The sequence below is a fragment of the Limnobaculum zhutongyuii genome, from assembly GCF_004295645.1.
GTDB lineage: Bacteria > Pseudomonadota > Gammaproteobacteria > Enterobacterales > Enterobacteriaceae > Limnobaculum > Limnobaculum zhutongyuii.
Window position 1 is genome coordinate 4,178,624 of the sequence record NZ_CP034752.1, and the last position, 26,504, is coordinate 4,205,127.

At 46.2% G+C, this 26,504-nt stretch carries 25 protein-coding genes; 6 read left to right on the forward strand and 19 right to left on the reverse strand.

Annotation, left to right across the window (positions count from 1 at the left end):
- Positions 1 to 37: 37 nt before the first annotated feature.
- The 3 genes from EKN56_RS18715 to EKN56_RS18725 all read right to left on the reverse strand — a co-directional run bounded on the left by EKN56_RS18715 (position 38) and on the right by EKN56_RS18725 (position 3,558).
- A complete protein-coding gene (locus EKN56_RS18715) occupies positions 38 to 1,435 on the reverse strand; it encodes a heavy metal sensor histidine kinase (RefSeq protein WP_130593170.1) in 1,398 nt (465 codons plus the stop codon).
- Complete coding sequence (locus tag EKN56_RS18720) at positions 1,422 to 2,114, reverse strand: heavy metal response regulator transcription factor (RefSeq protein WP_130593171.1); 693 nt, start codon at positions 2,112 to 2,114, stop codon at positions 1,422 to 1,424. Before EKN56_RS18720 ends, EKN56_RS18715 begins: the two co-directional genes overlap by 14 nt.
- A gap of 151 nt (positions 2,115 to 2,265) precedes the next feature.
- Complete coding sequence (locus tag EKN56_RS18725; RefSeq protein WP_130593172.1) at positions 2,266 to 3,558, reverse strand: ferredoxin reductase family protein; 1,293 nt, start codon at positions 3,556 to 3,558, stop codon at positions 2,266 to 2,268.
- Positions 3,559 to 4,007: 449 nt separating this feature from the next.
- On the opposite strand from EKN56_RS18725, the gene EKN56_RS18730 reads away from it, so the two are divergent.
- The gene (locus tag EKN56_RS18730; protein WP_130593173.1) at positions 4,008 to 4,697 is read left to right on the forward strand and encodes a GntR family transcriptional regulator; all 690 of its coding nucleotides are present in this window, start codon (positions 4,008 to 4,010) and stop codon (positions 4,695 to 4,697) included.
- A gap of 288 nt (positions 4,698 to 4,985) precedes the next feature.
- Here the strand turns inward: EKN56_RS18730 and EKN56_RS18735 are convergent, their stop codons facing one another.
- Entirely contained in the window at positions 4,986 to 6,500 is a 1,515-nt protein-coding gene (locus EKN56_RS18735; RefSeq protein ID WP_130593174.1) for a helicase HerA-like C-terminal domain-containing protein, read from the reverse strand.
- 356 nt (positions 6,501 to 6,856) lie between these two features.
- Between EKN56_RS18735 and EKN56_RS21040 the strand changes: the two genes are divergently transcribed.
- The 4 genes from EKN56_RS21040 to EKN56_RS18750 all read left to right on the forward strand — a co-directional run bounded on the left by EKN56_RS21040 (position 6,857) and on the right by EKN56_RS18750 (position 11,896).
- On the forward strand, positions 6,857 to 7,339 hold the full coding sequence (locus EKN56_RS21040) for an FAD-binding oxidoreductase (RefSeq protein ID WP_210405313.1): 483 nt from the start codon (positions 6,857 to 6,859) through the stop codon (positions 7,337 to 7,339).
- Between the two features lie 12 nt (positions 7,340 to 7,351).
- The gene (locus EKN56_RS18740; protein WP_210405314.1) at positions 7,352 to 9,673 is read left to right on the forward strand and encodes an FAD-binding and (Fe-S)-binding domain-containing protein; all 2,322 of its coding nucleotides are present in this window, start codon (positions 7,352 to 7,354) and stop codon (positions 9,671 to 9,673) included.
- A 178-nt stretch (positions 9,674 to 9,851) separates the two neighbouring features.
- Positions 9,852 to 10,838 carry a TIGR04222 domain-containing membrane protein gene (locus tag EKN56_RS18745; RefSeq protein ID WP_130593175.1) on the forward strand — a complete coding sequence of 329 codons (987 nt, stop codon included), beginning with the start codon at positions 9,852 to 9,854 and terminating at the stop codon, positions 10,836 to 10,838.
- Positions 10,839 to 10,849: 11 nt separating this feature from the next.
- Positions 10,850 to 11,896 (forward strand): radical SAM/SPASM domain-containing protein, encoded by a 1,047-nt coding sequence (locus EKN56_RS18750; RefSeq protein ID WP_130593176.1) that lies wholly within the window; start codon positions 10,850 to 10,852, stop codon positions 11,894 to 11,896.
- Between the two features lie 69 nt (positions 11,897 to 11,965).
- On the opposite strand, the gene EKN56_RS18755 is transcribed toward EKN56_RS18750, so the two are convergent.
- The 3 genes from EKN56_RS18755 to codB form a co-directional block, all read right to left on the reverse strand.
- A complete protein-coding gene (locus EKN56_RS18755) occupies positions 11,966 to 12,532 on the reverse strand; it encodes a peptidylprolyl isomerase (RefSeq protein ID WP_130593177.1) in 567 nt (188 codons plus the stop codon).
- Positions 12,533 to 12,673: 141 nt separating this feature from the next.
- A complete protein-coding gene (gene codA / locus EKN56_RS18760; protein ID WP_130593178.1) occupies positions 12,674 to 13,954 on the reverse strand; it encodes a cytosine/isoguanine deaminase in 1,281 nt (426 codons plus the stop codon).
- Positions 13,944 to 15,197 carry a cytosine permease gene (codB, locus tag EKN56_RS18765; protein WP_130593179.1) on the reverse strand — a complete coding sequence of 418 codons (1,254 nt, stop codon included), beginning with the start codon at positions 15,195 to 15,197 and terminating at the stop codon, positions 13,944 to 13,946. The genes codA and codB overlap by 11 nt, the downstream gene beginning before the upstream one ends.
- 437 nt (positions 15,198 to 15,634) lie before the next feature.
- On the opposite strand from codB, the gene EKN56_RS18770 reads away from it, so the two are divergent.
- Positions 15,635 to 16,231: a dual specificity protein phosphatase family protein gene (locus EKN56_RS18770; protein WP_168189685.1), complete on the forward strand. Its 597-nt coding sequence runs from the start codon at positions 15,635 to 15,637 to the stop codon at positions 16,229 to 16,231.
- 67 nt (positions 16,232 to 16,298) lie between these two features.
- Here EKN56_RS18770 and trpS read toward each other — a convergent pair whose 3' ends face one another.
- The 12 genes from trpS to pilM form a co-directional block, all read right to left on the reverse strand.
- On the reverse strand, positions 16,299 to 17,303 hold the full coding sequence (gene trpS / locus EKN56_RS18775; RefSeq protein ID WP_130593181.1) for a tryptophan--tRNA ligase: 1,005 nt from the start codon (positions 17,301 to 17,303) through the stop codon (positions 16,299 to 16,301).
- 9 nt (positions 17,304 to 17,312) lie between these two features.
- Entirely contained in the window at positions 17,313 to 18,005 is a 693-nt protein-coding gene (locus EKN56_RS18780) for a phosphoglycolate phosphatase (RefSeq protein ID WP_130593182.1), read from the reverse strand.
- Positions 18,002 to 18,676, reverse strand: coding sequence for a ribulose-phosphate 3-epimerase (gene rpe / locus EKN56_RS18785; protein WP_130593183.1), 675 nt, complete (start codon positions 18,674 to 18,676; stop codon positions 18,002 to 18,004). The genes EKN56_RS18780 and rpe overlap by 4 nt, the downstream gene beginning before the upstream one ends.
- A gap of 87 nt (positions 18,677 to 18,763) precedes the next feature.
- Positions 18,764 to 19,582 (reverse strand): adenine-specific DNA-methyltransferase, encoded by an 819-nt coding sequence (dam, locus tag EKN56_RS18790; protein ID WP_130593184.1) that lies wholly within the window; start codon positions 19,580 to 19,582, stop codon positions 18,764 to 18,766.
- Between the two features lie 78 nt (positions 19,583 to 19,660).
- Positions 19,661 to 20,620, reverse strand: a complete 960-nt coding sequence (locus EKN56_RS18795; protein WP_130593185.1) for an SPOR domain-containing protein — start codon at positions 20,618 to 20,620, stop codon at positions 19,661 to 19,663.
- Positions 20,621 to 20,696: 76 nt separating this feature from the next.
- Positions 20,697 to 21,782, reverse strand: a complete 1,086-nt coding sequence (aroB, locus tag EKN56_RS18800; RefSeq protein WP_130593186.1) for a 3-dehydroquinate synthase — start codon at positions 21,780 to 21,782, stop codon at positions 20,697 to 20,699.
- A gap of 55 nt (positions 21,783 to 21,837) precedes the next feature.
- On the reverse strand, positions 21,838 to 22,356 hold the full coding sequence (gene aroK, locus EKN56_RS18805) for a shikimate kinase AroK (protein WP_108900624.1): 519 nt from the start codon (positions 22,354 to 22,356) through the stop codon (positions 21,838 to 21,840).
- 359 nt (positions 22,357 to 22,715) lie between these two features.
- The gene (gene hofQ / locus EKN56_RS18810; RefSeq protein WP_246019885.1) at positions 22,716 to 24,050 is read right to left on the reverse strand and encodes a DNA uptake porin HofQ; all 1,335 of its coding nucleotides are present in this window, start codon (positions 24,048 to 24,050) and stop codon (positions 22,716 to 22,718) included.
- Positions 24,051 to 24,053: 3 nt separating this feature from the next.
- A complete protein-coding gene (locus tag EKN56_RS18815) occupies positions 24,054 to 24,416 on the reverse strand; it encodes a hypothetical protein (RefSeq protein ID WP_130593187.1) in 363 nt (120 codons plus the stop codon).
- The gene (locus EKN56_RS18820) at positions 24,413 to 24,982 is read right to left on the reverse strand and encodes a hypothetical protein (RefSeq protein WP_130593188.1); all 570 of its coding nucleotides are present in this window, start codon (positions 24,980 to 24,982) and stop codon (positions 24,413 to 24,415) included. Before EKN56_RS18820 ends, EKN56_RS18815 begins: the two co-directional genes overlap by 4 nt.
- Positions 24,979 to 25,524, reverse strand: a complete 546-nt coding sequence (locus EKN56_RS18825) for a PilN domain-containing protein (RefSeq protein WP_168189686.1) — start codon at positions 25,522 to 25,524, stop codon at positions 24,979 to 24,981. The genes EKN56_RS18820 and EKN56_RS18825 overlap by 4 nt, the downstream gene beginning before the upstream one ends.
- Positions 25,524 to 26,387: a pilus assembly protein PilM gene (gene pilM, locus EKN56_RS18830; protein ID WP_130593190.1), complete on the reverse strand. Its 864-nt coding sequence runs from the start codon at positions 26,385 to 26,387 to the stop codon at positions 25,524 to 25,526. Before pilM ends, EKN56_RS18825 begins: the two co-directional genes overlap by 1 nt.
- Between the last annotated feature and the right edge of the window lie 117 nt (positions 26,388 to 26,504).

A 26,504-nucleotide genomic window follows, 5' to 3' on the forward strand; every position in this document is an offset into this window, starting at 1 on the left:
CCCACTCACCCAGGTGGCTATTTCTTATAGTTCAAAACTAAACAAACGGAAAACTCATCACGAAACGACTACCGTGCCCCACTTCACTTTCCACCCAAATAGTACCGTTATGCAGCTCTACAATGGATTTCACCAGAGCCAGCCCCAGACCCGTACTTTCATTCGAGCTTCTTGCGCTATCAGCACAGTAAAAACGTTCAAATATGTGATCGATGTGCAGTGGTTCAATGCCTTCACCGGTATCAGTCACCGACAGAATCAGGCGATCGTTCTCCCTTTCTGCTGCCAGTGTGATTTTCCCCCCTACCGGGGTATAGCGTAATGCGTTATCAACCAGATTAGAAAATGCCCGCCGCAATAACATCACGTCAGCTTGCATGATGTAATCACCAGAAGTCGATAACTCAATCTGTCTCTCTTCAGCCAAACCGCTAAAGAATTCAGCCACCTGATTAAACAACATCAACGTTGAAACCGGCTCAATATGAATAACTTCCCGCGAGTTATCTGCTCTGGCAAGAAACAGCATGGAAGAGATCATTCGGGAGAGTCGTTCTCCCTCCTCCATAATTTTCTCCAGCGTATCCTGATATTCTTCCGGAGTACGAGGCAGAGATTGCGTCACGCTGGCGGCGGCCACCATATTATTGATGGGGGCGCGGAATTCGTGAGCAATATCCGATGAGAAGCGGGATAGTTCGGCAAAAGAGCTTTCTAATCGACCAAGCATATCGTCAAAAGAAGCGGCCAGTTCTTTTAGTTCTCTGGGCCACTTCTGTTGGCCGATACGAGTATTGAGCCGTTCTACATGGATATTCTGTATTTGCTTATTCAGAATATTTAATGGCTTGAGACCACTTCGCACGATCAGCCATCCAAGCAATGCCGAAATAACCAGTGCAGCGGATACCACCACTTTTAGAATATCCAGACAAAGATCCAGAATTTCCCGTTCCTGACTAACATTCAGCGCTGCCTGTACCAACCATACTTGCCCATTAGCCTGAGCCACCTTGCGGCTGCCCAACAGCATTTTACTCTTACGTTCTCCTTGCTTAGAGAAGGTTATTTTATAGTTGAACGCCTCATTAGCATCAGGAAATTCCTCCGACGCAATCGTCAGTTGTGGAGATTCCGCAAACACCTGCCCGTTCGGCATAATCACCCGCAAAAACGCGCGCTTGTCCGGATCGATATTTTCAAACCAGCGCTGCTGCCAGACCCTTAACTTACGATTATCATGGATATTTTCGATAACGCTGCTTTGTGACTGAAGAATATTGGTTAATTCAAGGTGGTTCTTTTTCTTCAATTGTTCCACTAATGCGGTAAAGGCAATCGCTGAAACAATCAACACGATAATGGTCATCGCCAGAGTAAAAAAGATACTCAGTCGTTGGGTTAACGACCAGCTACGGATATCAAACAGTTTCATCTCTTAACTCCATCACGTAACCGGCCCCCCGAATAGTGTGTAACAATTTGACCGAATAGGGGTCATCGACTTTGGTACGTAATCGACGAATAGCCACATCTACCACATTGGTTCCGGAGTCAAAATTCATATCCCAGACCATTTCGGATATCACAATACGGGATAACACTTCACCACTGCGGCGCATCAGCAAACTTAATAATGTGAATTCTCTTGGTGTCAGTTCCAGGCGTTTACCCTGCCGATAAGCCTGATGTTTCAATAAATCGAGTTCCAGATCGGCCACCCGCAATACCGTAGATTCCGGCTGTTGTGGATCAATCTGGCGCCGCTGAATAACGCGAATGCGTGCCAACAACTCACTAAAGGAAAACGGTTTTATCAGGTAGTCATCGGCTCCCAGTTCCAGGCCTCGAACCCTATCTTCGACATTATCTCTGGCGGTCAAATACATTACCGTAGTTTGCTTACCCGCTTTACGCGCCATTTCCAGAATATCCCAACCGCTCAGGCCGGGCAGCATAACGTCCAGAATCGCCAAATCATATTCATTGGTTAACAGATAGTGCAAACCATCGGGACCATTGGCCGCAATATCGACCACCATGCCTTGCTCTTTGAGCCCTCGGGCGATGTATTCCGATGCCATTTTCTGATCTTCTACCAATAATATTTTCATAGTGGTTATCCATTTACCTTATGCATACCAACAGATTTTTTTGCATCTGCCTCACTTAAAACGATTAAATCAGAGCCATGATGAATAATGGCTCTGAGGATGTAAATCAATATAAAAACCTCGCCTTCATCTGGCTTGGTAAAATGAGCCATCAACGCATTGAAAATATTTCATGGTGAAACTGACTCTGACACCATCCTGACGCTGATAACCCTTTCTTTAAATGTTCGGCAAACAGTTCAGGGCCACAAAAGCTAACCGAGTAATCGGTGCAGTTATCCATCAGATGAATAATCTCTTCCGGCGTTAATAGCTCCCCGTCGTCCGCCAGCAATACTCGCAGTTCTACATGAGAAATCCGTCGGGTTAAACGCTGCAGGCGCTCAATAAAAAAGGCCTCTTGCCGGTTTCTGGCACAGTAGAAAAATATAATTTTCTCAGCTGACGTTTGAGCATTGCTGCCAGACGCCATCGATTCAAGCCAGGCAATAAATGGTGTAACCCCAATACCAGCGCCAACCCATACCTGTTTCTTCTTATCTGACAGCAAGAATTTACCATAACCACCTTCAACTTCGACCTGCTGCCCTGTTTGCAAGTGATTCACCAGTTTAGCGGTATAGTCACCCAACGCTTTAACCGCTATTTCGATGATTTTTTGCTGCTTGTCATAGTTAACCACGGTAAAAGGATGAGGGGATTCGCCATCATGAAAATTGAGATAGGCAAACTGACCGGGCTGATACTTCATCGGTTGGTTAACCGTTATCTGAAAATGGACGGCATTATCTGCATAACGCTCAACATGAGTCACCGTACCGTTGACCTTTTTGTTACTACCGATTTGGCTGGTCAGTGATAGCAAAGCACAATAACAACCCACTAATGCCATGGCGATAATCGCTATATCATACAACATCGTATTCATCAGATATTTTAATGACATCGCGCCATGAACGGCTCCGGCGATAAATATGACGCCAGCCAATTTATGCAGAATCACGAATCTTTTATAGCTGACGACTTTTAGCAGGCTTACCAACGCAAAAACGATAAAAGCATAAAACGCCCATTCACCAATATCATTGGCGATGGCATGCCAGTTAATCCCTGGTGCTTCGGGGCGAAAAGGCCGTTGCACGACACCCGCCTGCGTCAGCCATTTACCGGCTTTAAACGCCAACCAGTGGGCTGATAACGCCACCAATGATCCAATTCCCAGATATTTATGCAGACGATACATTTTATCCAACCCGTTCAGCCGTTTTTCAAGCCAGGCGGGGCGGATAGCCAATAACATCGCAACACTCATATAGCCAAAGCTAAGAATACCGGTCAATAAAATAATCTGGCGTCGCCAGAAAAAAAAGTCGAATGTTGCAGGCAATGAAAACAGAAAAGTCACTGCCCAAATGAAAAATAGACCTCCGGTTAATCGACGCATAAGTTATTCCTTTTATGACAAATCATCGCTGGCTTAATCGCCCAGTAAGTTGCAAAAAGAATAACAATGTCCGAATGACAAACCGCCAATGTGCAGATTACATTTCTGTCATTTTAATTTGTGTGTAAACACTTACCTGACACACTAACGAATTGCTGAATTACACGCCAAAGATCAAATTAAATGTGCTCTAATCATGATAGGTTCATTGGTATCTGAAACGGTTTGTGGGTAAGAAATCAGTTTAATAGTCAGAACCAACCCGTTCTTTGTTGAATAACTATTGTTCTGCTTCACTGGTTAATTTATTCCGGTGAAAATATTCGTTCGCTACTCAATTAGATTTGTTAAAAAATGACGCTTTTCCATAAGAATTTTGGCGAATTATCCGTGAAATCCCGCTATAATGCGGAAAGTTGCTAACTACAGTAAGAGCTCTATCGACATCAATGACCATTGCTTACCCATTCGCTACCAGTGAACCTGTGAATCAGCAAATCTACCGCCTGTTAAGGCAGGAGATCGTTGATTGTACAATTCGTCCGGGTACTTTACTGTCAGAAAAAGAGATCTCAACTCGCTTCAATGTATCTCGGCAACCTGTCAGAGAAGCGTTTATCAAACTGTCAGAAACTGGGCTAGTCCAGATTCTGCCACAGCGTGGCACCTTCGTAATGAAGATCTCCGCCAAGCGTGTATCTGATGGGCGTTTTATCCGCGAAGCGGTAGAAATAGCCATTATTCGCCGGGCAGCGTTAGCCATCACCCCTGAACACTTGATGCAGCTGAAGCACAATCTCCATCGTCAGGAGCTTGCTGCCAGCAATAAACGTATCAAAGAATTTTTAGAGTTAGACGATGAGTTTCATCGCACTTTCACTCAAATAATCGATTGTCCCATGGCATGGGAAACTATCGAAACCATTAAAGCGACCATGGACCGTGTACGGTTTATGAGTCTGGCTGATGTTTCTCCACCAGAAAGCCTGATCGAGCAGCACTACAAAATCTATAACGGGCTGGAAAAACGCGATCCCGATGCGGCAGAAGCCGCAATGAAACAACACCTCGGAGAGATGATCTCCACCGTTACCACCATTTCCCAACGCAATACCGACTGGTTCGAAGCCGACGAATAGCAATTCGGTTTAGCTGGCAGATGTAATCAACAAAAATAGCGGCATTAAGCCGCTATTTTTGACATTGGTCGTTAGATATTTGTGTTTAAAAACAGCCAAACGGAGGGAGAGGGTGCCGTGGGGGTCGACTTGGCGTAAGCCAACGAAGTGCCCGTAGGCAGCCTAGGCCCGACGCACTCCGTAGCTAAGTACAAATGCCCTTCCGGCCGAGCACAAAGGCTATATGGGCACTTTGTTATTACGGCCGGAATATCCACTGACCCTAACTCATTCTGCTCACAACTTCAGTTATCTACGCTTACCACCCAGAATGCTCCCCAAGATCCCCCTCACAATCTGGTTACCCAGCTGGCGAGTCATCGATTTAGCCGCAGTCTGTACTATGCCATCTTTTTTACCACCGCGTGGGCCCGTGGTGCCAAACAGAATATCGTTCAGGCTGCCCAGTAAACCGCCATCTTCGTTCTCTTTCTGTTGAGCTTCTTGCTTAGTCACCGGAGCATCTTTCGCTGCCGGTGTTGCTACACCAGCACCCGCCATCAGTTTTTCATAGGCAGATTCACGATCGATCATCTCTTCATAACGGCCGTACAATGGAGAGCGATTAATCAAGCCGTTACGCTCATCATCACTTAGTGCTCCCATACGAGAACAAGGTGCAATCACAAAGCCACGCTCAACAATATTTGGACGCCCTTTCTCATCTAAAAATGAAATCAGTGCTTCACCAACACCCAACTCAGTAATAGCCTGCTCGGCATTAAATGTCGGGTTGGCCCGCATGGTTTCTGCCGCCGCTCTGACTGCTTTTTGATCTCGCGGTGTAAACGCACGCAAAGCATGCTGTACCCGGTTACCTAACTGCCCCAGTACGCTATCCGGAATATCCAGTGGATTTTGAGTAACAAAGTAGATACCCACACCTTTAGAACGAATCAGGCGTACCACTTGCTCAATTTTTTCCAGCAAAGCGGTTGACGCATCGTTAAACAGTAAATGGGCTTCATCGAAGAAAAATACCATCTTCGGCTTGTCCATATCACCCACTTCCGGCAGGTGTTCAAATAGCTCAGACAACAGCCACAGCAGGAAGATCGCATACAGTTTAGGCTGGTTATACAACTTATCTGCCGCCAGAATATTGACGATCCCCTGACCTGATGCATTGGTTTTTATCAGGTCAAAAATATCTAACATTGGCTCGCCAAAGAAGCTCTCAGCCCCTTGCTGTTCCAGCGTCAACAAACCACGCTGAATAGCGCCGATGGAAGCACTGGAGATATTGCCGTACTGGGTTTGGAATTGCCTGGCATTATCACCAACAAACTGCACCATTGAGCGCAGATCTTTCATATCCAGCAGCAACAGGCCGTTATCGTCCGCAATTTTAAACACTAATTGCAGTACGCCAGACTGAACATCATTCAGATTCAATAAACGGGAAAGCAAAATCGGCCCCATATCGGAAACCGTTGCGCGCACCGGATGCCCTTTCTCACCGAAAACATCCCAGAATACGGTAGGACAAGCGGCTGGATCCCAATCGGTTACTTTCAGCGCTTCCAGACGTGACTGAAGTTTCGGGTTCATTACCCCTTCGGCGGCGATACCCGACAGGTCACCTTTGACGTCGGCCATAAATACCGGTACGCCAATTCGTGAAAAACTCTCTGCCATTTTTTGCAGCGAGACGGTTTTTCCTGTTCCGGTTGCTCCGGTAATCAATCCATGACGGTTAGCCAGCGCAGGCAGAATCGCCAGCTCTAACTCATTGCTTTTGGCAATAACAAGAGGTTCTAACATCAGAGTTCATCCTATATATAACGACTCCACCGAGCCGAAAAGTGCACCTGTCAGACTTTTTATTCAGAAAGGCCACGGCATGTCACTATGCGCAATGTCCTGTACAGACACAGTATAAATGACTCAACCGAGGATCATTAATAAAAATTCCGTTTATCTCGACCGGTAGCACAACGGCTAAAAAATATTGAGGATTTTTCTCACCGGACAACACGATGAAAGCACATTTGTAATATGAATCGATTCAATAGCGATTAAAGATAGAGTGCGATCACAATAATTTCATGGTTTTACTATTATAATCAACGACAAAGAAACGCATATACTGCGCAAAAAGTAAAATAAAGGAAGTATAAATGAAAGTGTCGTACCAACCTTTTTATCGTGAGCTTTGTCGTGTTATCTCTAAAGAATTCATCTATACCGATCCATCAAGAACCATGGCTTATGGTACTGATGCCAGCTGTTATCGCCTGATCCCTCAAATTGTTGTGCGGGTTAATAACGAGCGGGAAGTACAGCAAACATTGGTTCTGGCAAGAAAACATAAACTCCCTGTGACCTTCCGGGCGGCCGGCACCAGCCTGTCCGGTCAGGCGATTACCGACTCAATACTGATTATTCTGGGCGATAGCTGGCGCCAGTATAAGATTTTTGGTGATGCGGGTTATATTTCCCTGAAACCGGGTGTTATTGGTGCTGATGCCAACCGCTATCTGGCACCTTTTGGCCGCAAAATTGGCCCGGACCCGGCCTCCATTGACGCCTGTAAAATTGGCGGTATTGCAGCCAATAACGCCAGCGGCATGTGTTGTGGTACGGCGCAAAACTCTTACTAAACGTTACAGGCAATGCGCCTGATTCTGGCGGATGGCACCCTGATTGATACCGCTGACAGCGAATCCGTTGCCTCCTTCAATAAAACCCACGGAAAAATGTTGGCGCAATTAGGGCAACTTGCTCAGCAAACTAAAGCCAATAGCCATTTGTCGGAGCTGATTCACCATAAATATCGATTGAAAAATACCACCGGATACAGCCTGAATGCACTGGTTGATTTTGACCATCCGCTGGACATCCTGACTCACCTGATGATTGGTTCAGAAGGGACATTAGGATTTATTGCTGAAATTACCTACCGTACGGTGGAAGAACATCCATTTAAAGCCTCCGCCCTGTTTGTATTTGGTGATATTGAAGCCGCTTGTGAGGCAACCCGTATTCTTAAACAACAGCCTGTTTCTGCGGTAGAACTGATGGACCGCGGCGCGTTGGCATCAGTAGAGAATGAAGAGGGCCTGCCTGACTTTATGCCTGATCTCAGTGAGGATGCCACTGCGCTGTTAGTTGAAGTTCGCGCAGCCGATGCTGATACGCTAAAGGACAAGATGGCACAAATTATGTCATCTATCGCCAGCTTCACGCTGGAGCAGCAGGTTCCCTTCACCGATAAACCTGAAGAATTTGGTCGGCTGTGGGCAATTCGTAAAGGCATTTTCCCGGCGATTGGTGCCGTTCGTCCTGTAGGCTCAACGGTCATTATTGAAGATGTGGCTTTTCCTATTGAGCAACTGGCTGCCGGTGTACGTGACCTGCGTAAGCTGTTTATTAAACATGACTATAACGCGGTTATTTATGGACATGCTCTGGATGGCAATATGCACTTTGTCTTCCAGCAATCTTTCGACTCCCCGGCTGAAGTTTCCCGCTATCAGCTCTTTATGGAAGATATTGCCCACTTAGTTGCGGTTGAATATAAAGGTTCACTCAAAGCAGAACATGGTACCGGTCGTAATATGGCCTCTTTTGTTGAGCTGGAGTGGGGAAGTGAAGCCTATGAGCTAATGTGGCAGCTGAAAAATCTGCTCGACCCAAATCATCTGTTAAGCCCTGGGGTTTTGCTTAACCGCGACCATCAGGCCCATCTGCAAAACTTAAAGTTACTACCTGCCGCCGATAAACGCGTAGATAGCTGTATTGAATGTGGATTCTGTGAACCGGTTTGCCCTTCCACCAGCCTCTCTTTCACACCGCGTCAACGCATCGTTATGTGGCGTGAAATTAACCGCCTGCGTCGTAGCGGTGATGATAATAAACGGCTGAAAAAACTGGAAAAAGACTTCCTTTATCTGGGTGATGTTACCTGTGCTGCTACCGGTCTGTGTGCCCGTCGCTGTCCGGTAGGAATTAACACCGGTGAACTGATTCGGGATATTCGTACCCAGCGTAATATGCGCTATGAGCGTATCGCCCGCTGGACCGCAGATCACTTCACCACCATTACCGGTGGCGCCCGTCTGGCATTAAATAGCGTAGCCGCTACCGGTAAAGTTATTGGTCAACCGCGTTTTGGCAAAATCACCAAAGCCTTGCACACTGCCAGCGCCGGATATATTCCGCTGTTAACCCCATCTTTCCCGCGGGGAGCCACTTCCCCAAAAGCGCCAAAATTAGTGGCTGGCGATTTGAAAGTGGTCTATTTACCCAGCTGCGCATCGCGCACCATGGGAGCATCCGCCAATGACCCGGACCAGCGTCCTTTGACGGACATCGTGGAAAGTCTGTTAAACAAAGCGGGCTTCTCGGTGATTTACCCACAAAAACTGGATAGCCTGTGCTGCGGAATGCCTTATAACAGTAAAGGCATTACCTCTGTTGCCTCAGAGAGACTGGCGGATATGGAGCAAGCCCTCTGGGAAGCCAGCGAACAGGGAAAATATCCGGTACTGATCGATACCAGCCCTTGTGCCCTGCGCGCGGTGGAAGGTTTCACCAAACCAATGGCGCTGTTTGAACCGGTTGGTTTTGTGAATCATTATCTGCTGGATAAGTTAGCGTTCACTCCGGAAGACAATCCAATCATGCTGCATGTCACCTGCTCCAGCGTGAAAATGGGTCTGTCAGCACCGATGAAAAACCTGCTGGATCGCTGTTGTAATCAGGTGATTATTCCCGATGGTATCCACTGCTGCGGCTTTGCCGGAGATAAAGGAATAAAAAATCCGGAACTGAACGCCAGCGCATTGCGTCTGTTAAGCCAGCAAGTACCGGCTAACTGTGTCGAAGGGGTATCCAATAGCCGAACCTGTGAGATAGGCTTAACGGAACACTCTGGTGTGCCTTATCGTTCTATTTTGTATGTGGTGGATAGAGTCACTAAGCCGTTAAGTTAGTCAGTGCTTACATAGAATATATCGCCTTATCCTATGCGCCGGGCTCCTTTCACCAATCAATATGGTTGAATAGAGAAATCCCGGCGCAATCTTCTTTAGTCAATCGGTGACACACGCATTTATCCGTATACAATAGCAACTATCACTCAATTCTCATTTAGTCGCGGAGTTTAGCGTTATGACATGGACAGTCATGAGTAACCCGATAGTGGACATGTATGGTCCCTGGTTTCTGCTGTTTTATCTGATTTACTGTATCGCCATCATGATTGCGACAGGGATGATAAGTCTGCGCTGTTACCCTGACACTTCCCGTTCTGATAATAAGCCTGGCCTGTTGCCCTCCCATATCGACCCTTACTTTCTTGCCTGGTTGCAAAGCGGTCGGGAGAAGGTATTACAGCTGGCAATGATGCGCCTGTCTTACTCCGGATTACTGGTTCCTGGCAGTAAATCTACAACCTATATGCTTCGTCCTGTAACCAATCCAGAGTCAATTCAGTCAAAGATGCAAGAGCTCAATCGGTTAGAGACTTTGGTTTTTTCCTGTTTTGAGCAACAGCACGAACAGAGCAAAGAATGGGCGTTCAATGCTCTGGCTCCTACCGGCCGAAACTTTCGAGCCAAAGCGCAAAAGGAGGGTTTGGTTTATTCAGCTACCAGCGAAAGCTTGTCCGCTATGGTTGCGTGGATTGGGTTTATTTTGCTGACAGGAATGGGGGCTTATAAGTTAATTGTTGCCTGGGGAAATGGCTACCATAACGTTATTTTTCTTAGTCTGATGATGCTATTTTTCGGCTGGATTCATTACCGGATTTTTCTACGCCACCGGGCTGACAGGGTTCATCTGACCAATAAAGGCAAAATATTTCTTGAGCGACTCAACGCCAGCCTGCCAAGGGATAAAAAGTCGCTGAAAAAACTGGATATCGCCATGGCTGTCGTCGCGCTATCAACCAGTAACTTCATCTATTCTGAGTGCAGTTTTGGTCAACATGCTTATCTGCTCAACTTTGCCGTACTTCCGCCGTCAGGCGCATCGGGCAGAGGAGCCGCTGGTGGAAACTCCTCCTCTGGTGGTGCCGATAGCGACAGCAGTTCGTCTTCAGATTCAGGCAGTTCCAGCGGATGTTCGGGATGCGGTGGATGTGGCGGTGGTGATTAAGAGCATAAACTATGGTTACTGATGTCGTCCCTAAGCTACAGCGTTTAACCATACAGTGGCATATTACCGATCGCTGTAACCTCCGCTGTAGCCACTGCTATCAGGAGAGTTATCGCGATAAAGGCCCTGATTTAGCCATGCTAAAACAGATTGCTCAGCAGGTGTTCAGACTTCATCAAATTGCCCGAACCGATATCAATACGCCGTTGCAGATTAACCTGACCGGTGGAGAACCCTGTGTACACCCGGACTTTGCTGCCCTGCTGGAATATCTGGCCGCTCATCCATCCCGCCCTTCGCTGGCAATTCTAAGCAACGGTTCATTGATTGATGCAGAATGGGCGGCTCTTTTTGCCCGACTACCCGTTAAATTTGTACAACTTAGCGTTGAAGGTAATGAATCAACCCATGACGCCATCCGAGGTCGCGGTCATTTTCAACAGGTATTAGCTGCGACCCACTGCCTGAAACAGGCGGGTATTCGGGTATTATGGTCATTCACGGCTCACAATAAGAATTATCAGGAATTCAACCAGGTTGCCGAATTGGCCCATATTCATCAGGTCGATCGAATATGGTCAGACCGAATGCTACCTTCCTGCCACCGAGGTGCGCCACAGCCCCTGGATACCCGACAAAGCGTAGATTATTTTCAGCAGATGTATCAGGTTAAGTGCAAGGTGGAATCTAAAGCGAATAACAAAACGGAAATAGCCATGTTCCGCGCACTACAGTTTCAGGCCAGTGGAAACACGCCCTATTACTGTAACGCAGGAAAGGAGCTGATTACATTGATGCCCGACGGCAGTGTCCTGCCATGTCGACGCATGCCAGTGAATGTTGGCAATCTACAACAACAATCACTCGTCGAAGTCTACTATCAATCCCCACTCTTACAGCAGCTACGAGATTTTTCCTCCCCCGAAGAGTGCTCCACCTGTCTGTACCGCACTACATGCCAGGGCGGCCTCCGCTGCCTGGCCTATGCCCAACACCAAACTCCATTTCGGGCCGATCCAGCCTGTAGTTATTTGGCAAAGCCTGCTGATAAAAATTAAGAAAGGCGCCATATGCGCCTTTCAGACTACTGACAAAACGGATAAATCCTTCAACCGCCAAAGGCGATATTACGGCATTACCTTCGCAGACTTAATCACAATCGGCGTAACCGGAACATCCTGATGTTGACCAGAGAACTGAGTTTTCTCTTTCATCATTTGGTCTACAACGTCCATTCCTTTCACCACTTTACCAAATACCGCATAACCAAAATTACCTGCAGACTGGTCAAGGAAATCGTTATCCACGACGTTAATAAAGAACTGGCTGGTAGCGCTGTCAACCGCATTGGTACGCGCCATCGCAATAGTTCCTCGCACGTTTTTCAAACCGTTCGCCGCTTCGTTTTTAATCGGAGCATTAGGTTTCTTCTGATTCATCTCAGCAGTGAAGCCACCGCCCTGAGCCATAAAACCAGGAATTACACGGTGAAAAATCGTGCCGTCATAAAAACCATCTTTAACGTAAGTCACAAAGTTTTTGGTAGAGATTGGGGCTTTGTCCTGATCCAACTCGATTTCAATATTACCCAACGAGGTGGTCAGTACAACATGAGGATTAGCCGCCAATGCAGCCGGTGCCAGTAATACCAGTGAGAACAGCGCCGTTAAGGTGATACAAATACGCTTCAACATAAGAAAATACCTTCTTGTTAGGTAGCAATAAATTCAAACCTTCCCGATTCTAGTGATTTTCCCCCTCAGCGGCTACTGATTTAGCGGACAAAAAAAGGCCGGATAATCTATCCGGCCCTGTATATTTTCAGCAAACGTGAATTAACGCTTAAAGCTCACATTCTCTGGCTGATTCAAATATAACGTTGTTTGGCTTGGAACAGTTTCGGCAATCACCTTACCCCGACGTACGGAATAACGCACCGGCGTCTGGCGGCGCACCGCATCAAAACCATTCTCCGCCGGTAAAATAACCAAATTACCTGAACGCCCGATTTCAATACCGTAATCCTGCAGGTTCAACGTCTTAGCACTGTGAGTAGTAATCAGATTCAGACCATCATTAATCTGACCGTAACCCATCAGTTGGCAAACGTGCAGTCCCATATGCAATACCTGTAGCATATTTGCTGTTCCCAGAGGATACCAAGGGTCATAAACGTCATCATGGCCAAAGCAGACGTTGATACCCGCTTCCAACATCTCTTTCACCCGTGTGATACCACGGCGTTTAGGGTAAGTATCAAAACGGCCCTGTAAGTGGATATTCACCAGTGGATTAGCAACAAAGTTGATACCAGACATTTTCAACAAACGGAACAGACGAGAAGTATAAGCCCCATTATAAGAGTGCATCGCGGTAGTGTGGCTGGCAGTAACGCGCGCACCAGTACCATCACGATGGGCCAGAGCGGCAACCGTCTCTACAAAACGTGATTGTTCATCGTCAATTTCATCACAGTGCACGTCAATTAAACGATCGTACTTCTGCGCCAGTGCGAAGGTTTTATGCAGAGATTCGACGCCGTATTCGCGGGTGAACTCAAAATGAGGAATAGCACCGATAACATCTGCACCAAGGCGTACTGCCTCTTCCATCAGCGCTTCACCGTTTGGATAGGAAAGAATTCCTTCCTGTGGGAAAGCAACAATCTGCAAATCCACCCACGGAGCCACTTCCTGTTTCACTTCCAGCATAGCTTTCAGCGCAGTCAGGGTTGGGTCAGACACATCCACATGGGTACGAACATGTTGGATACCATTAGCCATTTGCCATTTCAGGGTTTGCATGGCCCGCTGCTTCACATCGTCGTGAGTCAGCATCGCTTTACGTTCTGCCCAGCGTTCAATACCTTCAAACAGAGTACCGGACTGGTTCCAGTTCGGCTCACCGGCGGTTTGAGTCGTATCCAGGTGGATATGCGGTTCAACAAACGGAGGAATGACTAAACCACCTTCAGCGTCAATCGTCTGTCCGCTGGCCGGTGATGCAGAACCCTGCGGCTCAATGCGGCTAAAAACACCATTTTCTATAGAGAGTTGCCAAAGACCATCACGCCCTTGTAGGCGGGCATTGGTAATAACAACGGAATTATTCTGCATGACCAACCTCTGGCAGTTTTACAAATTTACGATTAACGAGTGGATTAAACAGCATATAGCTGACAACACCACCCAACACAGCATTCACCGGTACGATACCCGGTAAGTAGTTACCTGCGGCGATACCGATGGCAACTGCCAGAATAGCTACCCAGTTTACCGTCAGGAAATGTACCTTACTGAAATCTGCAGCGTAGCGGCGATGGTTCATCAGGTAGTCGGCAATAATCACACCACCAATTGGCGGGATTGCCGCGGACAGGAAGGTTAACCAGCCAACAAAGTTATTATACAACCACAGCGCGGTTAGTGTACCGATAATACCGTTAACCACTGACAGAGTACGGCTGGAAAGGCCGGTAATATTGGCAAAACCAAGGCCGGAAGCGTACAGCGCATTATCGTTGGTAGTCCAGATATTCAAACCCAGTACCACAATCGCCGGAATCAGCAGCCCCTGAGCAATCATCACGTCGGAGATATCTGCCTGACCTACCGCAGCGGCACCCGCAGCCCCAAAGATAAACATCAAGGAGTTACCGAGGAAGAAGGCAATCAATGCTACCAGCACTGCTCCTTTAGCACTGCGGCCAAAACGCACGAAATCCGCGGTTAACGTACCTGCACTAATAAACGAACCAACCACCAACGCCAGCGCGGTAGAAAAATTAAGTGGTGTTTCCGGCACGATAGCGCGCAAGTGATCTAATCCACCAACATCATTTACCGCCAGCCAGACCGAGTAGCTACCAAGGATAGCAATCGCCGGTACCGCAATGGCTGACAGAATGGTTAATGCCGAAATACCGAAGAAGATAGTGACTGTCATCAGCAGACCAGAAACCATTATCAGCATATTGGTATCCAACCCTGTGGCTTTACTCACGGGGATGGCAAACATCGCTACACCCACGCCAAACCAGCCGACCTGAGTGCCGCCTAGCAGGAATGAAGGGTGCCATGAGCCTTTAATACCAAATGAGTAACGAGCCAGGAGGTGGGTAGAGAGTCCGGTTTTAGAACCGATATAACCAAGAAATGCTGTATAGATACCGAGGAGGAGATTACCGAAGAGAACTGCTAAAAAGAAATCATTATAGGAAAGACCGGTACCGAGAGTGCCTCCGGTCCACATACTGGCTGAAAAAAACGTTAATCCCAACATGACAAATGTCAATGAAATCACGCCTTTCCGCGCAGCCAGGGGGACAGGCCCCTGACTATAATTGTTATCTTGCGACACAATATCTCCTTAAATCCGGGCCAAAAAATTCGCGGTATAATATACGCATCTCACGATAAAGCAATCGGTTTCGTTTAGGTTTTTTTCCAAATTCATTGCATGCAAATGATTTATAAAGTGATTTTTTATCAAAAAATCACAGAAAAATGCTACTTACAACAGGCGCTTTCGTTGACCAAATAATTTAAGTCATCAGGTAATAGATTAAGAAAAGTGTCGGAAAAATAGTTATGATGTGAAGATAACGTGATTAGAATATTCAAGTTAGAAAGTAAGAAAAACCCCTTATATTTCACTGCGGGGATCGCTGGATGAACGGATACAAAAAGTTGATGCGGTACTAAAACGATTTGAAAAATACAGCAACGCAATCATGCAACTCTGGAATGATTGAGTTTGAAAGTGCTATGTCATATTTACCATTAAATGGATTATTCATGAATATTTTCAGCAAGATCGGAGTTATTGGTTCAGCCCTGCTGGTTTTATCTTCCGCTTCTGCCATCGCCACTATGCCGGTTGAAACCGACATGCATACACCAGCAACGAAAGTGAGCGATACGACACTGGAGAATTTCTATCAGGTGGATAAAGACCTCTACCGTTCGGGTCAGCCAGGGGTAGAACAGATGCAGGAGCTGGAACGTCGGGGGGTTAAATCTATTTTTAACCTGCGTAACTTCCACACCGATAACAGCGAAGCAAAAGGCACATCGCTGAAGCTTTATCATATCCCTATGGAAGCCGGTCGTTTCACCGAAGAGCAGGTGATTCTGGCGCTGAAACAGCTCTATCATGCACCGAAACCGGCGCTGATTCACTGTTGGCACGGTAGCGATCGTACCGGACTGATGGTCGCCATGTACCGTATGGTCTTTCTTGGCTGGTCAAAGCAGGATGCGATTGAAGAGCTAAAAAAACCCGAGTTTGGCTACCACAAATGGGCCTACTACAACATTATTCAGTATCTGGAAAACGTGGACGTAGAGAGTATACGCAAGCAGGTAACCGGAACAGCAGGAATAGAACAGTAGGAATAAAAACACTTATATATCAGCATTCCATCTTTTTAATGGAATGCTGATATAACGAGATACAAGATTACGGTATCGCCACAAATCCAACGGCCTGATTTACCTTTTCCATGGTCTTTTTAGCCTGAGCGCTGGCTTTAGCTGCCCCTTCACGCATCACTTGCTGCAGGAAAGCTTCATCATTACGGAAACGGTGATAACGCTCCTGAAGTTCAGTCAGCATATTGCCTACTGCTTCAGCTACTTCAGTTTTCAGATGGCCATACATTTTGCCTTCGAACTCTTGCTCCAGAGTTGCAATAGATTTGCCGGTGACTCCGGACAAAATATCTAACAGGTTAGAAACCCCGGCTTTATTCTCAATATCATAACGAACCACAGGTGGTTCATCGGAGTCGGTTACCGCACGCTTCAGCTTTTTCATCACTGACTTTGGATCTTCCAGCAGGCCAATAACGTTGTTGCGGTTCTCGTCAGACTTAGACATCTTCTTGGTTGGCTCCAGCAGAGACATCACTCGGGCACCAGACTTAGGAATAAACGGCTGTGGAATTTTAAACACATCGCCATACAGAGCATTAAAACGTTGTGCCACATCACGACTCAATTCCAGATGCTGTTTCTGGTCTTCACCGACCGGAACCTGATTGGTCTGATACAGTAAGATATCCGCCGCCATCAACACCGGATAGTCAAACAGACCCGCGTTAATATTCTCTGCATAGCGGCTGGATTTATCTTTAAATTGAGTCATGCGACTCAACTCGCCAAAATAGGTATAACAGTTCAGAACCCAGCTCAGTTGAACATGTTCAGGAACATGAGACTGAATAAAGATAGTGCTCTTCTTTGGATCAATACCACAGGCCAGATACAGCGCCAGCGTATCCAGCGTTGCTTTACGCAGTTTTTCCGGATCCTGACGAACGGTAATCGCATGCAGGTCAACGATGCAGTATACGCAGTCATACTCATCCTGCATCTGAACCCATTGACGCAGCGCTCCCATATAGTTACCAATGGTCAATTCACCTGATGGCTGTGCGCCACTAAATACAATGGGTTTACTCATGATTTCGTCCTAATTCATCTTTGATGTAAGCTGCCCGATAGTGGGCAGGAGGTCGGCGAATGAAGCTAATACACGGTCAGGATGACTCAGTGCTATAGACTCGCCATAGTTATATCCGTAGGAAAATCCTATCGTTGGGCAACCAGCTGCCTGGCCGGCCTGAATATCGTTGCGGGAATCACCGACAAAAACCAGTTCATCCGCTCTCAGACCTAATTGGCCTAAAACCAGATAGAGCGGTGCAGGATGAGGTTTCTTTTCAATCACATCATCTCCGCCGATAATCACGCTAAAATAATCTAAAATACCCAGTGAACTCAATAAAGGCCGGACAAATTGTGTCGGCTTATTGGTCACCAGCGCCATTTTCATGCCACTACGGGCCAGCGCTTTCAGGGTTGATTCTACGTGAGGATAGAGCTGAGTGCCCGGTTCAACAAATTCATTGTAGTAACGGTCAAACAGGGTACGGGCGCTATCCTGATACTCTTTAGAAGATTCACCACCAGCCCAGCTCAATGCACGCATAATCAACACATTGGCACCATTACCAATCCAGTGGGAAACCCGTTCTTCACCGGCAACAGGCAGGCCTAAAGATTTCAATGTGGCATCAATAGCCGCAGTCAGCCCCGGTAAACTATTTACCAGCGTACCATCGAGATCGAACCCTACCCCTTTAATACCGGTAAACATACTCATTGAGTGGCCTTTGTCAGTTCCTGTCTCATTTGGTCAATAACGGCTTTATAGTCAGGCTGATTAAAAATAGCTGAGCCCGCAACAAACATATCTGCACCTGCTGCTGCAATCTGCCCAATGTTATCAACTTTCACGCCGCCATCGACTTCCAGACGAATATCAAAACCGCTGTCATCAATCATTTTACGAACCTGACGCAGCTTATCGTAAGTGGATGGTATAAATGACTGCCCGCCAAAGCCCGGGTTAACTGACATCAGCAGAATCACATCCAGCTTATCCATAACATAATCAAGATAGCTTAGCGGTGTGGCAGGATTAAAGACTAAACCTGCTTTACAGCCGTGTTCTTTAATCAGTTGAATCGTACGATCCACATGTTCTGACGCTTCTGGATGAAAAGAGATATAGGATGCACCAGCCTTGGCAAAGTCAGGCACAATCCGATCAACCGGCTTCACCATTAAATGCACATCGATAGGTGCAGTAATACCATAGTCACGCAGTGCCTGACAGACCATCGGACCGATAGTTAAATTCGGTACATAGTGGTTATCCATAACGTCAAAATGCACTACATCAGCGCCCGCTGCCAATACCTTCGCTGTATCATCACCCAAACGGGCAAAATCAGCAGAAAGAATTGAAGGAGCTATCAGAAATTTATTCATGCACATATCCACTGGTTATCGAAAACATTTTTAAAAACAGGCGTTCTGGTTTAAGAACGTTTAAATTCTTATCGCCAGAATATTTAATCAGCGCGGGCGATACAAGGCCAATAGTTCATCAACTTTTGTTCTGCCCATCACGTTACGGCTGATGGTTCTTCGCCCTCTGACCACCACCAATTTAGCCTCTTTATACCATTCACGGGTTAATTCGGTTGCATGGTTAGAGATCAGTACCGGAACACCTAAATTACCAGCCACATTCCGAGCCAGCAAGGCTAAATGCTGTTGATCTTTAAGGTTGAAATTATTGGTGTGATAGGCGGTAAAATTAGCGGTAGCAGATAAAGGGGCGTAAGGCGGGTCACAATATACCACGGCACCTGATGAAGCCTTCATCATGGTCTGCTCATAGTTCTCACAAAAGAACGTGGCTTTTTTCGCCTTTTCAGCAAAAAAATAAATCTCAGCTTCCGGGAAATAAGGGCGCTTATAGCGACCAAAAGGCACATTAAATTCGCCGCTCAGGTTATAGCGACATAATCCGTTATAACAATGGCGATTCAAATAGAGAAACAGTAAGGCCCGACGATAGCGATCGCGACTTTGGTTAAACTCTTTACGCAACGCGTAGTAAACCGCTTCCTGATTATTTTCATCATTAAACAGTTCTCTGGAATCTTTTACTACTTGCTCTGCACACTCTTTAACAATCTCGTACAGATTAATTAGATCGCTATTTATATCTGCCAGAATATATTCATCATAATCTGTATTAAGAAACACTGAGCCTGCACCAACAAAAGGCTCGATTAAACGATCCCCGCTGGGCAAATGCTCCCGAATTTCATCGACCAGGGGATATTTCCCCCCGGCCCATTTTAAAAAAGAACGATTTTTTTTCATGCTGCGAGTCAGCTACTTATACAATTCACAACGGCGTTTTGCACTCTGTTTCAAGCAGCACATTTGCTCATTTAATGGTTATTTTTGTTTTAGATCCTGATGCACTTGTTGCATAGATCTTACCCATGGCTTGTTTGCCTGAACTTCTTTCGACATGCCTGATAATGCAGAACGCGCTTCTGTGGCTGAAGCATAGTTACCGGTGACTAAAACAAACCACGGCTTACCATCACGGCGAGTTGAATATACCCAGTAATCCGTCATGTTGTTCTTTTTAGCAAAAGCTAACAGCGTATCAGAACGAGAAGCACTGCTAACTTGCAGTGTTACCCGATTCGCCGGTATCGCTGACAGCCCGGAAGCTGTGCCTGGCGTGGTAGAACCTTTAGCAACGGGTGCAGTTGAGGTTTCGCTCGCCTTTGGTGTGGTTGTTTTTGGTGTCGTCGTTGGCTGACTTACCGGCTTAGGTTGGGTTGTTGGCCGTGGAGAGGTTGTCGCTGGCTGGGAGTTCTGAGCCGGAGCTTTAACTGGTGCAGTACCCGCGGGCTGTTGCCCTGAGGTCGTAGCTGGTGTAGTACCAGAACCTGGCATTTCAGTCTCTTTCAAACGGTTCAGCTGCTCTTGCTGTGCGGTCAGAGCATCGGTTATCTCCCCAGGGATTTCAACTCGCTGTTGATTTGGCGAACCAGGCAGAGGTTGAGACTCTGTTGGCGTACCTGAAATCGGTGGTGGAGTAATTTCTTGTGGTTGTGTATTTGCTGGCGGAGTATCCGTTACTTGCGCTGGCGTATCCGAACCTGAATTGGCGCCTAAATTCACTTCACGAGGGCCATTATTTTGTGGTGCTGGCCCTTTTAAAGCAGAACTCACCAAAAAAATCAGAAGCAGTAGTACCAGAATACCAATACCAATCTTAATATGCTGACGAGATACCGATGCGCTCTTTTGTGGTTTGCTACGTTCACGACGTGCAACCCGATCGTCAACATCCGGTTTCATTTCATCAGATTCAAAGTCGTCTTGATCTTCTACTCGCACTTTCCCACCTCTTCAGATAAATGATATACCGCGCCAACAACGCTTTTATGAATAATAACTATCACAGACGCTGAAATTATATCAGGCAATTTCCTATTGCAGACAACACAACTTGATGGTCAACCCCACTTTTCACTTCAGACTGACCAATGGCCGTCGGCAATACCAAACGTAATTTACCTGCCAGCGTTTTTTTATCGCGTAACATGTGAGGAATATAGGCTTCTGGTTTCATACTCTCAGGCCCGTAAATTGGCAGATCTGCACGTAGTAATAAGCGTTTAATACGGTCAATATCCTGCTGGCTAAAACTCCCCAGCAGTTTGGCCGTTTCAGCCGCCATTACCATACCCGCGGATACCGCTTCGCCATGCAACCAGTTACCGTAGCCCATTTCAGCTTCAATCGCATGACCGAAGGTATGACCAAGATTTAGCAGTGCTCTGACGCCATTTTCCCGCTCATCAGCAGCCACCACCTGAGCTTTAATTTCACAACAACGGCGAATGCAGTACCCCATTGCTTGCTCATCTAATGCCATCAATCGATCAATGTTTTGTTCAAGCCAGTCGAACAAGTCCGCATCCAGAATAATGCCGTACTTAATCACTTCAGCCATGCCCGAAGAGAGCTCTCGCTTAGGCAGCGTTTTCAGACAGTTAAGATCGATAACGACCGACGCAGGCTGATAAAATGCGCCAATCATATTCTTACCCAATGGATGATTAACCGCCGTTTTACCACCAACGGATGAATCAACCTGAGACAAGAGTGTGGTTGGCACCTGAATAAAACGCACGCCGCGTTGATAGCACGCCGCTGCAAAACCAGTCAGGTCACCAATCACACCACCGCCTAACGCAATCAGTGTGGTATCACGACCATGATTATTTTCCAGCAGACGGGTGAAGACCTGATCCATTACTGACAGCGTTTTATATTTTTCACCGTCGGGCAATATCACGAAATCAACAATAACACCTAAAGTTTCCAGACTCCCTCTTACTGTTTCCAGATAGAGCGGAGCAATAGACTCATTGGTAACAATTAGTGCTTTGTCTCCAGACCGGAGAGGAAGAAAAGAATCCGGGTGGCTAAACAAACCAGCCTCAATCGTAATAGGATAGCTACGCTCTCCTAAAGTAACACTTACCCTCTCCATAGCATGCCTTTTTAATCTTATTCTTAGATTTAATGCAGAACGAACACATTAAAAATCAGCGGTTTTCGATTAACTGAATAATTTGGTTTGCAACAACTTTAGCGCTTTGATCGTCAGTCTGAATGGTGACGTCAGCAATCTCTTCATATAAAGGATTACGTTCCAACGCTAGCGCTTCTAACACTTCGCGTGGGGTATCAACCTGCAACAGAGGACGTTTTTTATCGCGCTGAGTACGAGCCAGCTGCTTTTCGATTGTGGTTTCTAAATACACCACAATGCCGCGTGCGGATAAACGATTACGGGTTTCTTTGGATTTTACAGAACCGCCGCCAGTAGCCAGGACAATTCCTTGCTTTTCCGTCAGTTCATTAATAACTTTTTCTTCACGATCGCGAAAACCCTCTTCGCCTTCTACGTCGAATACCCAGGCTATATCAGCTCCAGTACGGCGTTCAATCTCGTGATCGGAGTCTACAAACTCCATATTAAGCTGTTGAGCCAACTGACGACCTATCGTGCTTTTACCTGCACCCATAGGACCGATCAGAAAGATATTGCGTTTCTCTGCCATATTTTATTGGTATTACTAAGATAATTCGTTAATGACAACCCGCCCCGTAAGGTAAATACATAAACGGGAGTTCACCTGAAACCTCATTTGCATGATGTGTGAGATCAGACTGGAAATTATCTCAACACTATAGGTGGTTTGGCAACCTAATAAATTTTAACACCTCAATTTCTCGGTAGCAGAGCACAATAATTCCATCAAATTTTAGGCTCAAACCTCATGTCAGACCGGTTTCAGATAGACACTTGTAAGCTAAATCCGCCTACGCGTCAAATTTGGATGCTATTTGATAAATCACTCTCTGACAATTTCTGCCATTTTTATTGGTCGTCATCATGAAAAACAGATTTTCCCGAACACTATCCATTTAATGTTTTTCCTGTCGATATAACTGCCGGAGAGGTAATGATGGTTGGAGTAATAAATATCACCAATTCTCGTTTACTCTGTTTATGTGAATTACGTTGAAACAGTGCTCCTAACACGGGTATATCGCCCAATACAGGAACTTGCTCCTTTCCCGAAAGTTTATTTTGCTGAAAAATACCGCCCAGCACGATAGTTTCTCCATCGGCCACAGAAACCTGAGTTTTAATCTCTTGGGTATCTATGGTTAGAATTTCACTTCCATCGCCCTTTTTTAGCCCTTTTCCCGGCATATTCTGGCTAATCTGCAGCGCTAACTCTAACTGCCCTCCCGGAAAGATTTGTGGCGTCACTTCAAGTCCAAGTACCGCTTGTTTAAATTCAATGGATGTTGCGCCACTGGCACCACTTGAGACTTCATAAGGGATCTCCGTTCCTTGCTTGATACTGGCCGTTTGTCGATTTACCGTCATAAGCCGCGGACTGGCAATAATATCCACACTGCTTTCAGCCTCCATGGCTGATAGCTCCAATCCCAACAAACGTCCATCTATACGTGCAACCTGAAAACCTATTTGTCCGGCGGGTGAACCTGCGGCTAAAGCCACATTAAACTGGCTGGTAATACCCGCGCCCTCAGCCAGAGACTCTCCACCCCATCCCCATCTGACACCTAACTCCTGCAGATTCTCATGGCTGATGGTGACGATATGTGCCGTTAGCAATACCTGCGGTTGTGGACTGTCTATCTCCTGTAAAAAAGACTCCACTGAGGGTATAGCCGATGCAATATCTCGCACAATAACAATATTGGTTCTTATATCAGCAACGACACTTCCCCGATCTGACAGAAAATGCCCTTTTTGACTATTAAGTAATTTGGTCAACTCATTAACATCCGCATAGCGAACCCGATACTTAAAGGTCATTAGCGGCTGTTCTTCAGTCTTCTGTTCCTGAAGTTGCTTCTCCCGCTGGTTTTGAGCCTCTTTCTCCTGACGAGGAATAACCACCATCACATTACCGTCCAGTTCTGCATCCAACTGACCTGCCTTTAAAATGGCGGACAGTGCCTGCTGCCAGGAAACCTGATTAAGGCGAATACTCAACTTGCCTTTTACGCTATCCATCACTACCAGATTCAACTGTTGATAGTCCGCCAGCGCCTGTAAGATCACACTAACTGGCGCATCCTGAAAATCCAGCGAAACTGGCGTTTCCGCAACCTGGCCTATAAGATTCTTTTCAATATCAGTTGGGTATACTGGCAATGACAGACATAGTGCTCCACATAAACAGATGATGCGAATATGCATAAAATAATCCATTACTTACTTCCTTAATTTAAGCTCAATGATGCTCCGACTGCGGCAGGTACCACGGCTCGCTGACTTATCGGAGAATTGAGCACTGCCATACAACAAACGATCCAATTGCCAGTAAAACAAAGGTAATGGCTTCTGCCTGGCAATTCGTATCCAGCCGCCGGTCTGAGTTTGTATCCATCCATACCAATTATCATCACGCCCAATTACACCTCGCAGCGCCCAGCTCAATACCTGCTGTTCTTCTTCAATTGCAGCAGTCGGGCACTGAGCGGCTTGAACGGGCATAAAGGGATTACGGTGCAAAGTTTCCTGCGTTAAAACGTCAGCAGAAAAAAGCAGCAATAAGACCCCAAAAAGCAGCTTCATAATGTGCCTTGATTTAGCCGATATAAACGAACGGTCATATTGATGGTTAAGCGCGGACCGCCGTCCAGTGTCAGACGACTAATGGTTGTTAAACCCGTTCCACTATTGAGCAATTGAATTAACTCAATAAATTGAAAATAGTCGGCGCTCACTTTTAGTTGCCAGTCGTATAGGGTCAGAACACCCTGTTGCGAAACCAGGGGTGATCCAATATCGATTAACTGACAACCTGATGTTGAAAGGTATTCAGCGATGGTTCGAATAAAACCAGCACCATTATCAGATTGATACTGATATGGTTGAAGTTTCCCCTTAACCTGCTCAATTTGCGTCTTTAGCTGCTCTTTATCCGGCAGAGAGAGCAATTGCTGTTGATAAAGCATTCCCTGTTGTTCTGCTTTTTCTAACTGCATTTGAAACTGCTGATTAACCTCAGTTAACGGAATCATCAGTAAATACCAACCCAATCCTCCCACCAACATACAAACAGAAATCATAATGATATGACGCATCCATAACGGAGCAAAAACCACATCCCGCCAGTCAATTTGAGCTCCTCCCGTCACAGCGTCGCTCCCGTCCTGTTGGCTGTAAAAGTAAAAGTGAACAAAGATAATTCAGCTTCCACGGCTATCATTTTTCCCAGTTGAAGTCCTGTGATTAACGATGAATGGCTTAACTTTTGCTGGAAATCCATAACGCTCAGGTAGCCATTCCCCAAGCCTTCAATCAGCAGTTTCTCTTCCTGAAACGCTATTTTTTTCAACCAAAGCGTCTCAGGCAAAGCAGATGTAATATCGGTAAATAATGTCTGTAATAAGAGAATGTGCTGCCTGATTTGCTGAGTCTGATTCTGCAACTGAGCTAAGACTAAGGCAGTCTGTTGAATATCCTTAACTTGTTTAATTTCATTCAGCCTGCTGGCGTTAGATGCCGTCATCTCTGCCAGCCGTTTAGTGAGTTTTTGTTGTTGATTGATTGCGGCAAAATAATGTGTACTCAGACAAAATAATGTGGCCATCACATAGCCAAAAACCATTACCACAAAAGACCGAATTGCCTTCTGTTGCCGCTGGGCACGCCAGGGTAAAAAATTTACCTGAAGCATCAACAATCCTCTGAACGCAGAGCCAGACCACAAGCCAAAACAAACTGTTGAGGAGCCTCTGGTAGTGGCGGTTGCATTTGTTGAAGAGCCACCAGTGGTGACCAGCATTGAATGTAAGAGGGAAAATCTTCTAATGTCGGCAAACCGCTATAATTAACCTGATTAACGGTATAACCACTGATTTGTTGATAAGTCTGTCGGGCATACTCGATGCGTTCTAAAACTGTCATCGCGTTATCAGAAATAACCTGATAATAAAAAGGACGATTAAGCGGTGAAACCAACAGGTACTTTTCATACAGCTGATGAACCAACAGCGAGTCAGGTGGCACACCGCCAGACAACGCCATATAGCGCAATACGCAAGGTGTGGTATCGATAATATCAGGGAAAATATCGGCTCGGGCCAGCTCGGTTTTCCAATATTCAATAACCAACCGCCGGGTTGCACTTACTACGATTTCCCCACTGTCTGACCGTTCAGAATTCACTGAAGAGATGAGGCGATAATCCACAGCCAATTCACGTGCAGCCAATGGAAACAACTTACTCATTGATGCCTCTACTAACCATGACTGTTCCTGTAAGGATAAAGACGGTTCAGGTAATTTTATTGATTGCTGTAAAATAACGTCGGCCGGTAGTGCAATTCGTAAAGAAACACGCCTTGGTAAATTACGCCGCCATTCACTCAAAGCCGCCATGATTTCTGGTGATAACATCGCCGTTTTATCGCCAATGCACGAAGATGAAACCGACTGATAGTGCCAGTGACGCAGTTGCCAACCATATCGCCTGCGCTGTACCGCCAGCGCACAGAAGCTATCTTCCTGAATATCTAAGCCAACCTGCCAGGTATGCATATTCCAGAAATCTCCTTTCCCTTATTTTCTCTTATCCATCGATAAAAGAACGTATCCACAATGTCGTGTTGCCTTTATACTATCGACCGATTGTTTATAAACCACTCAATGTCCATT

Bases quoted from the DNA above. Each gene is read 5' to 3' on its own strand.
- EKN56_RS18715 (WP_130593170.1), bottom strand. From the start codon at position 1,435: ATGAAACTGTTTGATATCCGTAGCTGGTCGTTAACCCAACGACTGAGT.
- EKN56_RS18720 (WP_130593171.1), bottom strand. From the start codon at position 2,114: ATGAAAATATTATTGGTAGAAGATCAGAAAATGGCATCGGAATACATC.
- EKN56_RS18725 (WP_130593172.1), bottom strand. From the start codon at position 3,558: ATGCGTCGATTAACCGGAGGTCTATTTTTCATTTGGGCAGTGACTTTT.
- EKN56_RS18730 (WP_130593173.1), top strand. From the start codon at position 4,008: ATGACCATTGCTTACCCATTCGCTACCAGTGAACCTGTGAATCAGCAA.
- EKN56_RS18735 (WP_130593174.1), bottom strand. From the start codon at position 6,500: ATGTTAGAACCTCTTGTTATTGCCAAAAGCAATGAGTTAGAGCTGGCG.
- EKN56_RS21040 (WP_210405313.1), top strand. From the start codon at position 6,857: ATGAAAGTGTCGTACCAACCTTTTTATCGTGAGCTTTGTCGTGTTATC.
- EKN56_RS18740 (WP_210405314.1), top strand. From the start codon at position 7,352: ATGCGCCTGATTCTGGCGGATGGCACCCTGATTGATACCGCTGACAGC.
- EKN56_RS18745 (WP_130593175.1), top strand. From the start codon at position 9,852: ATGACATGGACAGTCATGAGTAACCCGATAGTGGACATGTATGGTCCC.
- EKN56_RS18750 (WP_130593176.1), top strand. From the start codon at position 10,850: ATGGTTACTGATGTCGTCCCTAAGCTACAGCGTTTAACCATACAGTGG.
- EKN56_RS18755 (WP_130593177.1), bottom strand. From the start codon at position 12,532: ATGTTGAAGCGTATTTGTATCACCTTAACGGCGCTGTTCTCACTGGTA.
- codA (WP_130593178.1), bottom strand. From the start codon at position 13,954: ATGCAGAATAATTCCGTTGTTATTACCAATGCCCGCCTACAAGGGCGT.
- EKN56_RS18770 (WP_168189685.1), top strand. From the start codon at position 15,635: ATGAATATTTTCAGCAAGATCGGAGTTATTGGTTCAGCCCTGCTGGTT.
- trpS (WP_130593181.1), bottom strand. From the start codon at position 17,303: ATGAGTAAACCCATTGTATTTAGTGGCGCACAGCCATCAGGTGAATTG.
- EKN56_RS18780 (WP_130593182.1), bottom strand. From the start codon at position 18,005: ATGAGTATGTTTACCGGTATTAAAGGGGTAGGGTTCGATCTCGATGGT.
- rpe (WP_130593183.1), bottom strand. From the start codon at position 18,676: ATGAATAAATTTCTGATAGCTCCTTCAATTCTTTCTGCTGATTTTGCC.
- dam (WP_130593184.1), bottom strand. From the start codon at position 19,582: ATGAAAAAAAATCGTTCTTTTTTAAAATGGGCCGGGGGGAAATATCCC.
- aroB (WP_130593186.1), bottom strand. From the start codon at position 21,782: ATGGAGAGGGTAAGTGTTACTTTAGGAGAGCGTAGCTATCCTATTACG.
- aroK (WP_108900624.1), bottom strand. From the start codon at position 22,356: ATGGCAGAGAAACGCAATATCTTTCTGATCGGTCCTATGGGTGCAGGT.
- hofQ (WP_246019885.1), bottom strand. From the start codon at position 24,050: ATGGATTATTTTATGCATATTCGCATCATCTGTTTATGTGGAGCACTA.
- EKN56_RS18815 (WP_130593187.1), bottom strand. From the start codon at position 24,416: ATGAAGCTGCTTTTTGGGGTCTTATTGCTGCTTTTTTCTGCTGACGTT.
- EKN56_RS18825 (WP_168189686.1), bottom strand. From the start codon at position 25,524: ATGCTTCAGGTAAATTTTTTACCCTGGCGTGCCCAGCGGCAACAGAAG.
- pilM (WP_130593190.1), bottom strand. From the start codon at position 26,387: ATGCATACCTGGCAGGTTGGCTTAGATATTCAGGAAGATAGCTTCTGT.